Source organism: Nonomuraea sp. NPDC004702 (genome assembly GCF_053601695.1).
In genome coordinates, this window is sequence record NZ_JBSGCE010000126.1 from 1 (window position 1) to 14355 (window position 14355).

Genomic DNA, 14355 nt, shown 5'->3' on the forward strand with positions numbered 1-14355 from the left:
GCTGGTGTTCAGCTCCGGCGCGCTGGGCCTTTCGGGAGGAGCCGCCGAAGGCCGGGAAACAAGCGTGGAGCCCCCGGTGAAAGAGCTCTCAACCAGCCGGAAGGCTCCACGTGATTGCTCATCGTGCCACGCTCGACGTCTCCCGCGCACTCGTTCGGTACGTCGCCCGCCTCCCGCACGAAGAACGCCGCCCGCGTGGCACCCCGAAAGACAGCCGGGTCTTGAGCCCGTTCCGGCATGCGGTCATGGTGGTGCGCTGGTTCCGCGGTGAGCACGACATCCCCAAGCTCGGCCGCGATCACCGCGTCTCCCGAGCCACCGCCTACCGCCACATCCACGAGGGAATCGAGGTTCTCGCGGCTCAAGCCCCAGATCCCTCCGAAGCTCTGGACCGCGCCCACACCGAAGGACTGGCGTTCGTCATCCTGGACGGCACCCTGATCCCCATCGACCGCCGCGCCGAGCGGACCACCAGCCTCAAGGGCGAATCCATCGACGTCTGGTACTCCGGCAAAGCCCGCCAGCACGCCGGCAACCCGCGAGTACTCTCCTCACCAGGCGGGCTGCCGTTGTGGATCGCCGAGGCCGAACCCGGCTCCGTTCACGACCTCAGCGCCGCCCGAGCCCAGGTGCTGGCCGCGCTGTACGCCGCAGCCACACGTGGCCTGCCCGCCCTCGCCGACAGCGACTATGACGGCGCCGGAGTCGGCATCCACACGCCGAGCAGGCGGCCCGAAGGAAACCAGATCCTCAGCCCGGACAACCACACCTATAACCGGCTCCTACGAAGCCTGCGCAGTCTCGGCGCGGGACGCGCTGCACGGAGTCCATCGGGCCGTGGCCGCTCTCGGCTTCGTGGACCCGCCGCCCGCGCCCGTCCACAGCCCCGGCCCGTTCGCGATCGAAGGGACCTCAACCGCCTGGGTGGAATGGGTCGAGCGCTGGTATGCGACCTCTCCGTTGACGCCGAAGGTCCGCGCCTTGGCCATGAACGTGAGAACGAGCACCATTTCGTCATGGCCTTGAGCGCCAGTGACTGATTGTTGGGGTGCGTCGTATTCACGCGTTTGAGCACCACTTCTTGATCTTGCTCTGGCTGGGGCTCGTAGAGCACCGGCTTAGAGGTGGTGCCAGGAATGGTTGCATCCGTTGATGCAATGAGCTTTTTTCATCCTCCCTCCCCAGCTCTCCTGAGCAGGACTGATGGCGCATCTACCGATCCGGCTCGGCTGCCGGAGGCCTGGGCCTGGGCGCAGACCACAGGGTCCATCTTCGCCGGCCAGCCCTCCTGACCTGCGGAAATTGAATGAAAGCTCAAGGTACTCGTCCCCTACACAGGCCGTGACAAGCCGCAGTCCCAGAAGACAGCCATCTCCGCCTACGCCAGGCTCGGCGCACCCGGCGAACGTGCGAATGCCGTCCTGAAGAACTGGCGCGTCCCGCGCGAGCTCCGCTGCTGCCCGTTACGTGCAGGTCAACTCGTCAAATCACTCTTTGTCCTGCATACGCGCGAGACACGGTGAAATACCTTTTGATGTCGAACGCTTTTTGCATAGTGCCGGCGTACTCGCCGGCTCTGCCCATATGCCACTGCGAGATCTCCGGGGCGTCCACGTCATCGCACACCTTCACCAGAGGTCAGCCTCAAATTTAACGCTAAATCAATGGCATTCTCTTGCGCCCAGCCGCCGTGATAGAGCGTCTGCATATCCGAAATGACCAGTACCGCCTTCTCAACTGCAGGAATCCTCTCAAGCTTCAGTTGCAGCGAGTAAGTCTCGAGCAAATGCCGGTCTACCGACAGCTCTCGTAGCGTGAGCATTAATCCACCGTTCGCCGTCCGCTTTCACGTTGACTTCGATGAAGCCTGCTCGCGTCAGCATCTCACTTATTTGAGGAATGGAATAGAACTGGAACCAGCGCCCATCTCTCCACTCATGCCCCACACCTTGTTGGACGGACAGGAAGATCGCCCCTCCGGGAACGAGTGTGCGGAGGACACCGCGCAATACCTGCTCGGCTTCACCCGCAGGAACGTGAAGGAGAGACGCGCACGCCCATACGCCTCCGAAGCGGGCGTCTTTGAACGGCAGTGCACGGTAGTCGCCACGGATAAGTGGTGCTTCGGTGCCCTGACGAGCCTCCCGGAGGAGACCCGCCGACAAGTCGATGCCGATCACGGTTGCCTGAAAAAGGGCTAGGTCGCGGCCAGGGCCGCACCCTAGGTCTAGTATCAGCCGAGAATCGTCAGGCATGAGATCGAGCAGCGTTTGCCTGCCGTCTCTCAGATCTACATCTGCGTATCGCGCCGCGTATTCTGCGGCGTTGGCGTCATAGTAGCTGATCGTAGTTGGCAGCGTTTGATCCGAGTTGTCCATTGTAGATGCCAGCATATCCCCGCTATCGCCGAAATGCTACTCCCGTAGAGTCATTCTCATAACTGATGTTCAAAGCGCCACGCCCCTTGTGTCGGCGTGGACACGCAATGCGTGGCACCTATTGATCCATGCTAGTTCAGCCCGACATCAAGATGGGGGTCGAACTGGTCAACCATATGGCCGTTGCGGATAATGCCGGCGACCCTCCAAGCCTTGTCGGCACCATGCGGGCTGCCCCATGGATCGCCGAGACCGAACCCAGCTCCGTCCATAACCCGACTACCGCCGCCACACATGTGCCTGTGCCGGGCGCGCTGCACGCCTCAGCCGCACGCGGTGCCACTCTGGCCGACAGCGGCTACGACTGCGGCGAAATTAGCGTTAACGCGCCGATCAAGCAGCCCAACGACAACCTGGTCCTCAGCCCGGACAACCAGGCTCACCGGCTCCTACGCGCCCCGAGATGTCCGGCGAACGTGGATTCCCCCTGCTCGAAGGCCACTGGCACACCCCAGCACGTCACCGTCAGCTCCAGCGAAATCGGCGGTCTCGCCCGCCCAGCGCTCGTCCTCAATCATTTCGAGCGCGACTACCTGCTCGCATTTCGCTGAGATCACCTCAGTTAGCCGTTTCAACAACGGCCCCGCTTCCCGCATGGCCTACTCGTCGAGAAACACGTAGCCGGTGGCGTCAAGGCGCTGCTGCGCCCCCGAGATGACCATGCGAGCGTGAGCGAGATCGGCGGGGGAAGGCACCCGGCTGATCGCGGCGATATTGGCCTGGATCTGGGCGGGGTTGGTGAAGCCGGCCAAGACGACGGCGTTGCGGGTGCGGTTGAGGCAGGACCACAAGGCGAGGGCGAGTAGATCTTGCCGCTCAGGCGCGATGGTGCGCTGGAGATCCGCCAGCGCACCATCCAGGACGGCCAGGGCGGGCGCGGTGAACCACCGCTTGCGGGCCCGGTGGTCGCCGTCGGCGAAGCGGGGCGGCTGTCCGGGCCGGTAGGAGCGGGTCAGGAGCCCCTGGCCGAGAGGCTTGTTGATGAGAACGCCGCAGCCGTGCTGGTCGGCGAAGGAGAAGATGCCCGCGGAGCTGGCAGCTGGGGTCAGCAGGTTGTCGCGCACGGCGAGGACATCGGGCTGGACCTGGTCGAACAGGGCCCGGAAGCGGGCGATCTTGTCTCCGCGCAGCCCTGGCGGGGTGGACAGCCGGTCGGGGGCGAAGCGATGCGGGCCGCGCAGGCCAATCGCGCGAATGAGGCCTTCGGCCTTGAAGGCATGCATCGCTTCGATCGCGGGCTGCAGCCACCGGTCACCCTCGCCGAAGTCGTGGTGGTGCAGCCCGTAGATGTCCAGGTGGTCGGTGCCGAGGTTGTCGAGGCTTTGCCCGAGCTGGCGGCGCATGTGGGCGGGGTCGAAGCCGTGGGCGGCGGTGCCGGCGAAGTAGCCGACCTTGGAGGACACGACGATCTGCTCGCGGGGGACCTGGGCGAGCAACTGTCCGAGCCGTCGTTCGGACAGGCCGTGGCCGTAGACGTCGGCGGTGTCGAACAGCCGGGCGCCCAGTTCCCATGCCGTCTCCAGGCCGGCGATGGCGGCCGCCTGGTCGGCACCGGTAGCCCAGCCCATCGGCATGCCGAGGTTGTGGTCGGGGCCGCCGATCGCCCAGCAGCCGACGCCGAGGGCGGGGACGGTGATGCCGGTGCGGCCGAGAGTGCGGCCTGGCAGCGGGTGCGAGGTCATCGGCAATGCCTCTCGAGCGACAGCGGGGCGAGGAGTCTCCATCATGCGCGCGGCGGGTCGTGACGCGAGGGTGGTTGCCCCAATCCGAGTCCGGGCGGCGAGTTCACGCCGGGCGGCTGTCGCGGAGGATGGCTTGCCACTCCTCGGTGATGAAGTCGTACAGCTGCCCGGGTCGTTCGCACACGAAGACGGGGACGCTGGCGGCCCGGGTGCGGGCGTGGCTGTAGAGGCCGAGCACGGCGGTGTCGTCGAGCCGGTAGAAGGAGAACATGCGATCGCCGGGCCGGTAGCAGATCTCGATGGTCGCCCCGCTCCGGCTGCGCAGCGCGGCGTAGTCGGCCGCGGTGGCGACGATGCGCCGCTGGAGTTCCTCGGTGGACAGGTCGAAACGGTCGGTCAGCACCGCGACGGTGAGCGGGTCGTCGGGGTCGGCCAGCACCACGCGGATGTGGGCGCCGGGCCGGGCGGCCAGGCGGGCCAGGTCGCGGGCGTGCATCCGGGCCCAGGTCTGCCCGTAGGCCATGTAGACGTCCAGCTCACGCGCGTCGGCGAACAGCGCGCTCCACTGCATGTCGGTGAGATAGGTCGTGCCGATGCGGGTCAGGCCGGCGGCCCGGACATCGGCCAGGATGTCCTGGCTCAGCGGCCGGTGTTCCGGTGTCGCGGCGGCGAGCGTGGCTAGCCGGTTCCAGGCCACAAGCCAGCGTGGGTCCTGCCCGGGGTTGATCCCGCAGGCACGCAAGAAGGTGAGCATCAGCTGCTGGCGGGGCAGGCGCCGGCCGCTGAGCATGTCGCCGGAGGTGCTGCGGGGAAGGCTGCGCCCCTGGCGGCGTGCGCGCTGTTCCAGCTCCCGCAGGGACGGGTTACCCGCCAGCAGTCGCGCGCGGCGCAGGCATGCCGCGAGGTCGGCCGCGGTGTGCGCCTGGGTGGGGTCGAGATCGTCTAGAGGCGACACGAGTTCCTCATCGAGGGTGTGCATCTGTCCGAGACTGTCCGAGCAGTGTAGCGAGGTGATCGCCCGGTGGCGGGCCGTTCCAGGCAGGTGGGGTTGGACTGGTGTCGATGAGTCCGGGTCCGTCCGCGCCTCTTGGCGGTCTCCGTGTGACGGCGTGTGCTGGCCTGCGGGAGTCCGATTGAGGACAGGAGCGAGCTGATGACCACGACCATCGCCCACCTGCGCACGGCCATCGTCGACGAGGCCTGGGGCGGCAGGCTGATCACCGCGGTGGAGCACGCCTACGGTCGGCGGCTGAGTCGAAACCAGCGCGAAGGGCTGCTGCGCATCCCGGCCGCCCGGCCGAACGAGCTGCGCGACGCCCTCACCGCGATCGTGCCGGGGAAGGTCAGTGTGACCGGGACCCTCGACCAGCGGCTGCTGATCGCCGAGCGCGCGCCGGACCTGGGGGGCTGGACGTTCGCCGACCTGGAGGGCCGTCCTCACACCGAACGCGACTGGCCCGCCTGGACGGCCGGGCGACTCGTGATCAACCAGCCGGAGGCGTGGCTGTCCGGCGGACATCTCAGCGTGGAGGGCGCCGAGCGGCTGCGGCGGCCGCGCGTGTTGCTGGCCTCGCTGTATCACCCGGAGTGGTTCCCGCTGCCGCGCTTCCCGCTGGCGATCTCCGATCTGGCGCGGGCGGCCCGCCGCACGCTGCTCGGCCAGATCACCCTGGTGGACATGCAGCTGAAGGTGAGCTTCGCGGACCTGCTCGCGGCGATCGCCGCCACCGAGCCCGACATCGTCGGGGTGTCGGCGACGTTCGGCCAGCATGACCTGATGATCGCTTTGCTCGACCACCTGTACGCCTTACCGCGGCCGCCGCTGGTGCTGGCCGGGGGCAGCCTCACCGTCCGCAACGAAGCGCTCCTGCTCGAAAGGTACCCCCGGTTGCTGATCGCCCGCGGCGCCGGTGAGACGACGATCGCCGACACCCTTGGCCATTATCACGGCGATCTGACGCTGGCCGAGATCCCGGGTCTAGGCTTTAGCGGCGCCGCGCGCGGCGGTGCCCTGGCTGTGCGATCACGGCGGCGCACCGCCAAGGTGCCCAACGCCCACCTGCTCGATTTCCTGCCCGAACTCGACCTGCTGGAGCGCACCCTGGAGTGCCACGGGGTCGCCCAGGCGGAGGCCTCTCGTGGCTGTACCTCGGCGTGCAGCTTCTGCCCGCGCAGCCACAAGGGGCTGTGGGCCGCGGGCTCGGCCCAGCAGCTCGCCGTCGTGCTGCCCGAGCTCACCCGCACCTTCGACCGCCACCCGGACACCTCCAAGACCCTCTACCTGGTCGATGAGGAGTTCTTCGGCCGCGACTGCGACGCGGTGGCCCGCGGCCTGGAGCTGGCTGGTCTGCTGCACGGCGCGGGCTTCGCCTGGGAGTCCTCCTGCCGCATCGATCAAGTCATCCGCCCGGAGGAGGAGCGCGACTGGCACGTGGAGCGGGCCCGGATGTGGCGGCGCCTGAACGAACTGGGGCTGCGCCGGATGCTGTTCGGTGTGGAATCCGGCGTCGACTCCATCCTGGCCCGGTTCAACAAGGACACCACCGGCGAGCAGAACGCACTGGCGATCCGCACCCTGAGCGCGCTCGGCGTCCCGACCCGCTTCACCTACATCACCTTCGACCAGCTGATGAACCTGGAGGAGCTGCGCGCCACCCACGCCTTCCAGGGCCGGACCGACCTGCTGCTGGCCCCGCAGCCACATCTGAGCGTGGAGGAAATCGTCGACGGGGTCCGCGACCCGGCCTGGGTAGCCGCGCACACGACTGGCCGGCCCTTCCACACCGGCATCTCCTACATGCTGGTCACGATGGAGTGCCTGATCGGCGCGGCCTACACCCACTCGGCGACCGCGCACGGGCTGACTGGGGCGATCGACCCCAGCATGGGCCGGGTCGAGGCGCGCTTCGCCGACCAGCGCATCGGCGCCTGCTCCATCCACGCCCAGATGTGGGTGGATCGCACCTTCGCCCTCGACTACACCCTCAAAAGCCTGGAGAAGATCGTGGACGGGCCGCAACGGGCCGTCCTGCACGCTGCCCGGGTCACCATCCGCGCAGCCGCCTACACGCTGCTCACCGCCATGCTCGACCTCATTGACCACGCCGGCCCCGGCCTGGAGCTGAGCGAGCAGGCGCTACGCGCGCTGATGGACGACCAACTTGACCGCCTCCAAAGCGCTCTCACCTTCCCCATCGGCCAGGCCTTGGCGCTGCTGTCGCCCAGCAACGCCGGCCTCCTGCGCGCCGAGCACCGGCGCTGGCTCGCCGAGGTCGGGTGGCGGCTCATCAACGCCGCCGACGCCTGCGGCACCTGACCGGGATCGGTCACAACGCACGAAAGCCCGGACGAACTTAGCGGCACGAGGCGAAGATCGAGCCAGCACCACGCACACTCACCGGAAGGGGACCAGAGCACCATGGCAGAACGGCGGGAGCGGCCGGGGCGGCTGATCGTTTTAGAGGGCCCAGACGGGATCGGCAAGACGACCCTGGCCCAGAACCTCGCCGATGTCACCTATGAGAACACCGTCAACCTGAGCGCTGTCGACCAGGTCGCCGGAACCGTACCGGTGGCCGCGGCAGGCGCGCGGCTGGTGTTCGTGCCGCGCCGACAGATCAGCCAGACCTCCTCCTACGCCCGCGCCCTGATGACCCAGCTGGCCACCATGCTGTGGCATTCCGGCGACGCCCCCGACCTGCCCGACGGGTTCTGGGTCACCTTGCAGGCTTCCTGGTACACCGCGCTGCGCACCGCTGTGGTGGACCCCGTCCTCGCCGCCGGCCACGACGTGATCATGGATGGCTGGTGGTTCAAGTTCTTCTCTAAGCTCCTGCTGCAGGGCTGGACCCAGCCCGACCTCGACGTGATCTTCGGACGGATCACGGGCCCGGACGCGGTGATCGTGCTCACCGCCGACCTCGGCGCCTTGTTCGACCGGCGCGGCGCCTTCCAACCCCGCGAAATGGGCATGCACGCCGGCGTGAGCGACTACGGCCGCCAGGCATTCATCATCTACCAGCATGACGGGCTGAAGAACCTGCTCGCCTACGCCGACCAACACGACTGGCCGGTCCTGGACCTGGATGCGGCCGCGCCCGTCGCCGACACCGTCGACCTGCTGCGGCCCCTGATCGCCCCACTGCGACGAAGAGAAGGAGAGCCTCTGTGACCATGAACGCGCTGGCCGCGTACGGCGGTCCCCCGACCCTGCGAACGCCCAAGCCGCACTATCAGTGGCCCATCATCGACGCATCCCTGGAGAAGGCGATCCTCGACCAAGCCCACCGCTCCTTGTCCGACCGCGACGCCAGCGGCGTCATCGGCGAGTACGAGCGGGCCTTCGCCGCCTTCCTCGGCGTCGAGGCCGATCAGGTCGTGTCGATGGCTTCCGGGACCGCCGCCATCCACGCCACGAGCCGCGTTCTCGGCCTGCGCCCCGGCGACGCGATCCTCGCCCCCGCCTACACCTTCCTGGCCACCGCCAGCCCATACGCGTTCGACGGCATCGAGGTCATCTTCTGCGACGCCGATCCCGCCACCGGGAACGTGACCGTCCCTAGCCTGGCCGAGCGGACGCGCCCTAACGTGAAAGCCGTGATCGTCACCCACATGTGGGGCATCCCGTGCCCGATGGACGAGATCGCCGCCTTCTGCGCCGCGCACGACCTGGCCCTGCTGGAAGATTGCTCCCACGCCCACTTCGCCCGCTGGGACGACCGTCCCGTCGGCACCTGGGGCGACCTGGCCGTCTTCTCCACCAACCAAAAGGCCATCACCACCGGAGAAGGCGGCCTCCTCGTGGCCCGCGACCCGCGCATGCGCGAGCTGGCCGTCCTGTACGCCCATTACAACAAGCGCTCCCGCGCCGAGATCGATCCCGGCGCCGCCCACTACCCGTTCGCCTTCACCGGCATGGGCCTCAAAGAACGGATGACCACGCTCGGTGCCGCCATCGGCGTCCATCAACTCGGCCGCGCCGCCCACATCGAGGCCCACCGCCGCCACAACCTCGACACCCTCACCAAGACCCTGGCCGGCAACCCCGTCATCTCCCCCATTGTGGCGCCTGAGCGCGGCGCCCACGGCCTGTACGTCCTCGGGCTGCGCTTCCACCCCGGCCAAGCCAGCGTGACCCGCGATGAGTTCGTCCGATTGTGCGTCGCCGAAGGCGCCCTGGAGGTCGACGCGCCCGGCTCCACCCGCGACATCTCCGCCGAACCGCTGTTCGCCCGACGCGACCCCTACGCCCCCTGGACACCGGCCCCCATCGACCTCATCGAGCTGCCCGGCGTCACCGCCTTCCAAGACACCTTCATCAAGATCCCCGCCTGGGGGTACCCCGGCGATGAGGAACTGCTGGACGGCTACCTCACCGCGTTGGCCAAGGTCAGCGAGCACGTGACCCGATGACCGCCTATCCCGGCACCAACGCCGGCCTCGGCGCCGGCGCTGGCCCCGGCGCTGGCCCCGGCGCTGGCACCGCCGCGGACGCCGCCGGGAGCCGGCCACCGGTGGTCGAGGCAGCCGAGGTGGTCGACGCCGACTTCACCCCCGCCCGCATACTCGCCGAACTCCCCCGCACCGGCCACCCGGCAGCCCCGGAACCGGTCGCCGGGCTCGCCGAAGCGGCACTGGCCGACCAGTGGTGGCAAATTGGCCCCAACGCACCAACCATGCCCCACGACACCATGCCCGACACGCTGCCCAGCGCACCACCAGGCAGCGCGGCTGCCACGGCAGGCGCTAGCAACACGCCCACCGCGGCGGCCCCGGTCCGCGACCGCGACGCGGAGCTGCTGCACCGCTTCGAGACCTCCCCGCTGTGGCGGCCACCAATCGAATCCCGCTCCCGCGCCCTAACCCCGGCCGGGGCCAAGGCGTGGCTGCTGCTCGCCCGCCACTGGCTCGGCGTCAGCGCCGCAAGCGGCGACCTCCGATTCCTCAACGCGGCCTGCAAGCTCCTGGGCACCGTCTGGACGCGCCACCGCGCTGACCAGTGGAGCACACCGGATCTCCTGCCGGACATCCGGGCCGTCGCCGCCCTGGTGGACGATGCCTGCGCCGAGCTGGCCAATCGCCTCTCCCATCGCGTCCTGCCGCCCACGCCGGCACCGGCCCCATCCGAGCCTCCCCTGTCAGAACCGGCCGGCGAGCTCCTCGGGACTTCCGCCTCCGGCCGGCTGACGACCGTAATCCTGGCCGGAGCCGGATCCAGCAGCCCACCGGCGCTCTTCACCCACCTGCGAGACCTTGGCGTCGAGGCCTCAGCGGTCTGCTGGTACGGCTCACCGCCCGAGCAGGCGGCGCCCTCCGCCTACGACAGCGCCTGGTACCCGCCCACTCCCCCACATCCGCCTGGCCCAGCGCCCGATGTTCCAGCCCCCCAGGCGCACGTCACCAGCTGGCCGGATGCCGCGGCCGCCCTGACCCGGTGGCAGCCAGACCTGCTCATCCTGCTCGGCATGCCGATCGTCCCCGCCGAGATCCTGGCCATCCCGACGATCGGTACCCTCAACGCGCACAACGGGGCACTGCCCACTTACCGCGGCATGGACGCCGTCGCCTGGGCCCTGCTCAACAACGACCCGATCATCTGCACCATCCACCAGGTGAATGCCGGCGTCGACACCGGCCCTGTTCTGCTCACCCGGCCCGTCCCCCTCGCGCCCCCGCCGACCCTGCGCCAGCGGGTGAAGGACACCCAACTCACTCTCCTGGCCGCCGTCACCGCCCACATCGTCACGAAGGGCCGCCTCCCCGATGGCCACCCCCAGCCCCCGCACCTGGCCAGGCAGTTCTATCGCCTGCACCCCCACCTCAAGCGCATCATGAACGCATCCCCCTACGGAACGGGAGACCAGCGATGATCACCACCACGCCCCCCGCCTTCCGCGACCTGGCCAGCCTCGACTGGAACGACACCGGCGCCATCCTGAACGGCTGCCAGCCCGTCTACGACACCATCACCACCCAACCCGGCCTGCTCGCCGCCCTGCTGGACGCGATCCCCAACGACCCCACCCTGGCCGACATGTGCGAACGCTACGACTTTCTCGACAAACTCGTCCTGTACGCCGACGGCGACATCCGCATCCGGCTGCACCTGTACCGCGGCGGCTACTACGACCGGCCCCATCATCACCGCTGGTCGTTCTTCTCCGGCATCTACCGCGGCCAATATCTGCACCGCGTCTTCGGCGCCGACACCAACTTCGGCCCGAACACCGACCCCCGCACCCTTACCCCGATCCTGGTCCGCCACGAACGCCCCGGATCCAGCTACGCCCTAGACCACACCACCGTCCACACCGTCCAAGCCGACGCCGACACCATCTCCATCCTCGTGCGCGGCCCCGCCACCCGCGACCGCTTCCTCATCCTCGACACCGAGACAGGCACCAGCTTCTGGGTCTACGGCGCGGCCAACGAAACATCGTGGGAGCGGTCGGCCAAGCGGATGAACCCCGCCCAGCTCGCCGACACCATCCGCCGCGTCAAGCACCTGACCGGCCTCACCGAGACCCAGGAGCGGTAAATGCCCGACAACGTCATCCAAGGGGCGCTGTTCGGCGGCATCGACGCCGAACCCGACGCCCCCCCGCCAGCACCGGGCGAGCTGCGTGTGTGCGCCCTCAACGTCAACAACCCCAGCGCGCAGCGCGCCCAGCGGACGCTCGCCTGGCTGCTGGCAGGACGCGGCAACGTGCTGGTCCTGACCGAGCTCAAGGTCTCCGACGGCGCCAAGCTGATCATCAGCGGGCTGACCGCCGAAGGCTTCGAGGTCTGCCTCCCGCCGGGCTGGGCCGGCGGCTCCTACTTCACCGTGGTCGCCACCCGCGGCCTGCCTCAGACACCCGTCGACGGGCCGGGCGACCCCCGCGCCGTCACCGTCGACATCGAACACGACGGCCAGCGGATCCGCATCGTCGGCCTCTACGGGCCCACCAACGGCATGACCACCGACAGCAGCGACCGGCGCCGCGCCTTCCAAAAGACGTTCCTCGAATACCTCCAGACCGCCCTTCGCCCGCGGCTCCTGCTCACCGGTGACCTCAACGTCGTCGAACCCAGCCACCAGCCGCCCCTGGCTTCCTTCGAAGAACACGACTACGCCTTCTACACCGAGCTACAGCACCTCGGCCTGACCGACGCCTTCCGCCAAGCCCATCCCGACGCCCGTGACCACAGCTGGATCAGCGACCGCTACGGCGCCCAGCGCCTGGACCACCTGTTCGCCACCCCCGCCACCGGCACCCTCCTGACCTGCTCCTACGACCACACCCCCCGTACCAGGCGCTTCACCGACCACGCCGCCCTGCTCGCCACCTTCACCCTGGGCCACCCCGCGTGAACCCCGCTGCGGTGCACTGCTTCAGCTACCTGGCCGCCACCCACACCTTGCACGTCGAGGACTACCCGAAGCTCGACTATGGGGTCGAGGTCCAAGCCACCGACCGGTTCATGGCCGGCGACGGGCCGCTGATCGCGGGCATGCTCACCGCGCTCGGCCATCCGGCCGCCCTGTTCAGCAACCCGGTCGCCAACGACCCCGACGGCTACGCCATTACCGCGCGTCTCCACAGCTGGGGTGTGCGCCACCACCCCGCGCCCGGCACCGCCGCGCGCACCCGGGTCAACACCGTCATCGCCGACCAAGCTGGGAACCGGACGTGGTTTTCCGGGCTCAAGGGCATCACCGATGAGCTCGACGGCATCGACCCGCGCGCCTTCGCCGCCGCGCCGACCGTCTACCTCGACTGCTACGAGGTCCTGGGCGACACACCCCGCCGCCTGCTGGACGCCGCCCTACGCGCCCGACAGCGCGTCGTGGTGAACCTCGGCGGATCACCCGCCCCGCCCTGGCTCCAAGCGGCCGTCCAGCCGCACGGACGCGTCGGCGTCCTGCAGACTAACGCCGATGAGCGCCACCCGGCCCAAGCCGAGCAGACGCTGGACGAGCTGGCCGAGCTCGGCGTCGCCGACCTCGCCGTCGTCACCGTGGGTCGCAACGGCGCGATCGGCCGCACCCACGCCAGCGAAGCCTTCGCCGTCCCGGCCCCGCCGGTGGCCGTCCCTCAAGTGCAAGGAGCCGGATCGGCGTTCAGCGCCGCTCTGATCCACGCGCTGAGCCAAGAAGTGGCCGCCGAACAGGCCGCCGCGTTTGCGTGCAGAGCGGGCAGTCTCTGGTGCGGCCGGACCCCGCACGGGCCGCTGCCAACCCTCGCCGACCTCCAGCCGCACCAGCTCGGCTAGTGGACGGCAACCATCTCCAGCGCGCTGGTGAGCTTGGCCATGAAGCGATGCATCTGCGGATCGAAGTCCCCAGCCCACCCTGTCGCGCTGTCGAGAGGGAACCAACGGCACGCCGAGAACTCCACTGGATCAGGAACGATCTCCGCCGTCTGGCTGGCCGAGAAGACGAACCACAGCGTCACATCGGTGTGGACGTGCGGCGGACGCGTCTCGGTCACCGTCAGAAAGAACGGATCCGCGCCGAACCGCGGGTGGAACGGCGGGGCGATGCTCAATTCCTCCTCCAGCTCCCGGACCACCGTGACCCGTGGGTTCTCGTCGAGATCCACGTGACCGCCGGGCATCAACCATGCCTTGGCCTTGGCATGATCCACCAGCATCAGCGAGCTGGCCGCCTCGTCCACGAGCGCCGCGTAGACCGCGAGATGCCGATGCGGAGTCGCCGGTTTAGCGGTCCGAAACAGCGGATGCCCGCCATCGATCCAATCGAGCATCCACCTCTGATCGGCCGACTCACGCTCGTCATACGGCGCGACGGCCTGCACGAGGTCACGAACGACGAGTCGCGGGTCAAGCTGCCTGCCAGGCATCGGACACCTTCCGCTGATGGACGAACTGGTGAACCTCCAGTCCCTCCACGCTCACCAGTGCAGGCACCCTACCGACGACAGGCCACCGCACGCCCGGGTATCACCAGGACTCGTCCACCGGCGAGTCGGTGCCGCGTGAACCGGACCGCAGAGCAGCGGCGTTCAGCTGGAGCCGCGTCCCGCCTGCCAACTGGCGGGAACCGCCCAAGGAGCAGCGGCATCTCGTCACATCCGGCAGATCGGCAAACCACAGCCACGATCACGCGCACGCCATCGCCACCCGGGCGAGAAGGGACGCCGACGGCGAACGGAAGAACCGAGAGAACGGAGCCTCGTCCGTGACGGTAAGGTCCGAATCTGATCCTCCCCCTGCCGAGCACACCGGGCAGC

14 protein-coding genes and 1 pseudogene are annotated in these 14355 nt (G+C 68.7%); 10 read left to right on the top strand and 5 right to left on the bottom strand.

The genetic code is table 11. From position 1 onward, the window contains the following. Nucleotides 1-245 precede the first annotated feature (245 nt). Both ACWEJ6_RS52310 and ACWEJ6_RS52315 read left to right on the top strand, forming a co-directional pair. Entirely contained in the window at nucleotides 246-1040 is a 795-nt protein-coding gene (locus ACWEJ6_RS52310; protein WP_452433124.1) for a transposase family protein, read from the top strand. A gap of 279 nt (nucleotides 1041-1319) precedes the next feature. Then, nucleotides 1320-1523 (top strand): annotated as a pseudogene (locus ACWEJ6_RS52315) (IS5/IS1182 family transposase); the annotation flags it as partial. A gap of 92 nt (nucleotides 1524-1615) precedes the next feature. Here ACWEJ6_RS52315 and ACWEJ6_RS52320 read toward each other — a convergent pair. Together ACWEJ6_RS52320 and ACWEJ6_RS52325 are read right to left on the bottom strand one after the other, a co-directional pair. After that, nucleotides 1616-1822, bottom strand: coding sequence for a hypothetical protein (locus tag ACWEJ6_RS52320; protein ID WP_452433139.1), 207 nt, complete (start codon nucleotides 1820-1822; stop codon nucleotides 1616-1618). Continuing rightward, nucleotides 1752-2393, bottom strand: coding sequence for a class I SAM-dependent methyltransferase (locus tag ACWEJ6_RS52325; RefSeq protein WP_452433125.1), 642 nt, complete (start codon nucleotides 2391-2393; stop codon nucleotides 1752-1754). The genes ACWEJ6_RS52320 and ACWEJ6_RS52325 overlap by 71 nt, the downstream gene beginning before the upstream one ends. A gap of 113 nt (nucleotides 2394-2506) precedes the next feature. Here ACWEJ6_RS52325 and ACWEJ6_RS52330 point away from each other — a divergent pair, with 113 nt between their 5' ends. Then, on the top strand, nucleotides 2507-2989 hold the full coding sequence (locus ACWEJ6_RS52330; RefSeq protein WP_452433126.1) for a hypothetical protein: 483 nt from the start codon (nucleotides 2507-2509) through the stop codon (nucleotides 2987-2989). A 48-nt stretch (nucleotides 2990-3037) separates the two neighbouring features. Here the strand turns inward: ACWEJ6_RS52330 and ACWEJ6_RS52335 are convergent, their stop codons facing one another. Both ACWEJ6_RS52335 and ACWEJ6_RS52340 read right to left on the bottom strand, forming a co-directional pair. Continuing rightward, nucleotides 3038-4120 (bottom strand): aldo/keto reductase, encoded by a 1083-nt coding sequence (locus tag ACWEJ6_RS52335; protein WP_452433127.1) that lies wholly within the window; start codon nucleotides 4118-4120, stop codon nucleotides 3038-3040. A gap of 103 nt (nucleotides 4121-4223) precedes the next feature. After that, on the bottom strand, nucleotides 4224-5075 hold the full coding sequence (locus tag ACWEJ6_RS52340) for a hypothetical protein (RefSeq protein WP_452433128.1): 852 nt from the start codon (nucleotides 5073-5075) through the stop codon (nucleotides 4224-4226). 198 nt (nucleotides 5076-5273) lie between these two features. Between ACWEJ6_RS52340 and ACWEJ6_RS52345 the strand changes: the two genes are divergently transcribed. From ACWEJ6_RS52345 to ACWEJ6_RS52375, 7 genes are all read left to right on the top strand, one after another. Further along, nucleotides 5274-7436, top strand: coding sequence for a B12-binding domain-containing radical SAM protein (locus ACWEJ6_RS52345; protein WP_452433129.1), 2163 nt, complete (start codon nucleotides 5274-5276; stop codon nucleotides 7434-7436). A gap of 102 nt (nucleotides 7437-7538) precedes the next feature. Beyond that, nucleotides 7539-8291, top strand: coding sequence for a hypothetical protein (locus ACWEJ6_RS52350; RefSeq protein WP_452433130.1), 753 nt, complete (start codon nucleotides 7539-7541; stop codon nucleotides 8289-8291). Between the two features lie 2 nt (nucleotides 8292-8293). Then, nucleotides 8294-9532, top strand: coding sequence for an aminotransferase class I/II-fold pyridoxal phosphate-dependent enzyme (locus ACWEJ6_RS52355; protein WP_452433138.1), 1239 nt, complete (start codon nucleotides 8294-8296; stop codon nucleotides 9530-9532). Next, nucleotides 9529-10989: a formyltransferase family protein gene (locus ACWEJ6_RS52360; protein ID WP_452433132.1), complete on the top strand. Its 1461-nt coding sequence runs from the start codon at nucleotides 9529-9531 to the stop codon at nucleotides 10987-10989. The genes ACWEJ6_RS52355 and ACWEJ6_RS52360 overlap by 4 nt, the downstream gene beginning before the upstream one ends. Beyond that, nucleotides 10986-11657, top strand: a complete 672-nt coding sequence (locus ACWEJ6_RS52365) for a hypothetical protein (protein WP_452433134.1) — start codon at nucleotides 10986-10988, stop codon at nucleotides 11655-11657. The genes ACWEJ6_RS52360 and ACWEJ6_RS52365 overlap by 4 nt, the downstream gene beginning before the upstream one ends. Further along, nucleotides 11658-12473, top strand: a complete 816-nt coding sequence (locus ACWEJ6_RS52370) for an endonuclease/exonuclease/phosphatase family protein (RefSeq protein ID WP_452433135.1) — start codon at nucleotides 11658-11660, stop codon at nucleotides 12471-12473. Beyond that, nucleotides 12470-13375, top strand: a complete 906-nt coding sequence (locus tag ACWEJ6_RS52375) for a carbohydrate kinase family protein (RefSeq protein ID WP_452433136.1) — start codon at nucleotides 12470-12472, stop codon at nucleotides 13373-13375. The genes ACWEJ6_RS52370 and ACWEJ6_RS52375 overlap by 4 nt, the downstream gene beginning before the upstream one ends. Here the strand turns inward: ACWEJ6_RS52375 and ACWEJ6_RS52380 are convergent. Then, complete coding sequence (locus ACWEJ6_RS52380; RefSeq protein WP_452433137.1) at nucleotides 13372-13965, bottom strand: NUDIX domain-containing protein; 594 nt, start codon at nucleotides 13963-13965, stop codon at nucleotides 13372-13374. The two genes, ACWEJ6_RS52375 and ACWEJ6_RS52380, sit on opposite strands and share 4 nt — an antisense overlap. Between the last annotated feature and the right edge of the window lie 390 nt (nucleotides 13966-14355).

What these genes read in the sequence shown, in the direction of transcription:
- ACWEJ6_RS52310 (WP_452433124.1), top strand. Translation starts at nt 246, where the DNA reads ATGGTGGTGCGCTGGTTCCGCGGTGAGCACGACATCCCCAAGCTCGGC.
- ACWEJ6_RS52320 (WP_452433139.1), bottom strand. Translation starts at nt 1,822, where the DNA reads ATGCTCACGCTACGAGAGCTGTCGGTAGACCGGCATTTGCTCGAGACT.
- ACWEJ6_RS52325 (WP_452433125.1), bottom strand. Translation starts at nt 2,393, where the DNA reads ATGCTGGCATCTACAATGGACAACTCGGATCAAACGCTGCCAACTACG.
- ACWEJ6_RS52330 (WP_452433126.1), top strand. Translation starts at nt 2,507, where the DNA reads ATGCTAGTTCAGCCCGACATCAAGATGGGGGTCGAACTGGTCAACCAT.
- ACWEJ6_RS52335 (WP_452433127.1), bottom strand. Translation starts at nt 4,120, where the DNA reads ATGACCTCGCACCCGCTGCCAGGCCGCACTCTCGGCCGCACCGGCATC.
- ACWEJ6_RS52345 (WP_452433129.1), top strand. Translation starts at nt 5,274, where the DNA reads ATGACCACGACCATCGCCCACCTGCGCACGGCCATCGTCGACGAGGCC.
- ACWEJ6_RS52350 (WP_452433130.1), top strand. Translation starts at nt 7,539, where the DNA reads ATGGCAGAACGGCGGGAGCGGCCGGGGCGGCTGATCGTTTTAGAGGGC.
- ACWEJ6_RS52355 (WP_452433138.1), top strand. Translation starts at nt 8,294, where the DNA reads ATGAACGCGCTGGCCGCGTACGGCGGTCCCCCGACCCTGCGAACGCCC.
- ACWEJ6_RS52360 (WP_452433132.1), top strand. Translation starts at nt 9,529, where the DNA reads ATGACCGCCTATCCCGGCACCAACGCCGGCCTCGGCGCCGGCGCTGGC.
- ACWEJ6_RS52365 (WP_452433134.1), top strand. Translation starts at nt 10,986, where the DNA reads ATGATCACCACCACGCCCCCCGCCTTCCGCGACCTGGCCAGCCTCGAC.
- ACWEJ6_RS52370 (WP_452433135.1), top strand. Translation starts at nt 11,658, where the DNA reads ATGCCCGACAACGTCATCCAAGGGGCGCTGTTCGGCGGCATCGACGCC.
- ACWEJ6_RS52380 (WP_452433137.1), bottom strand. Translation starts at nt 13,965, where the DNA reads ATGCCTGGCAGGCAGCTTGACCCGCGACTCGTCGTTCGTGACCTCGTG.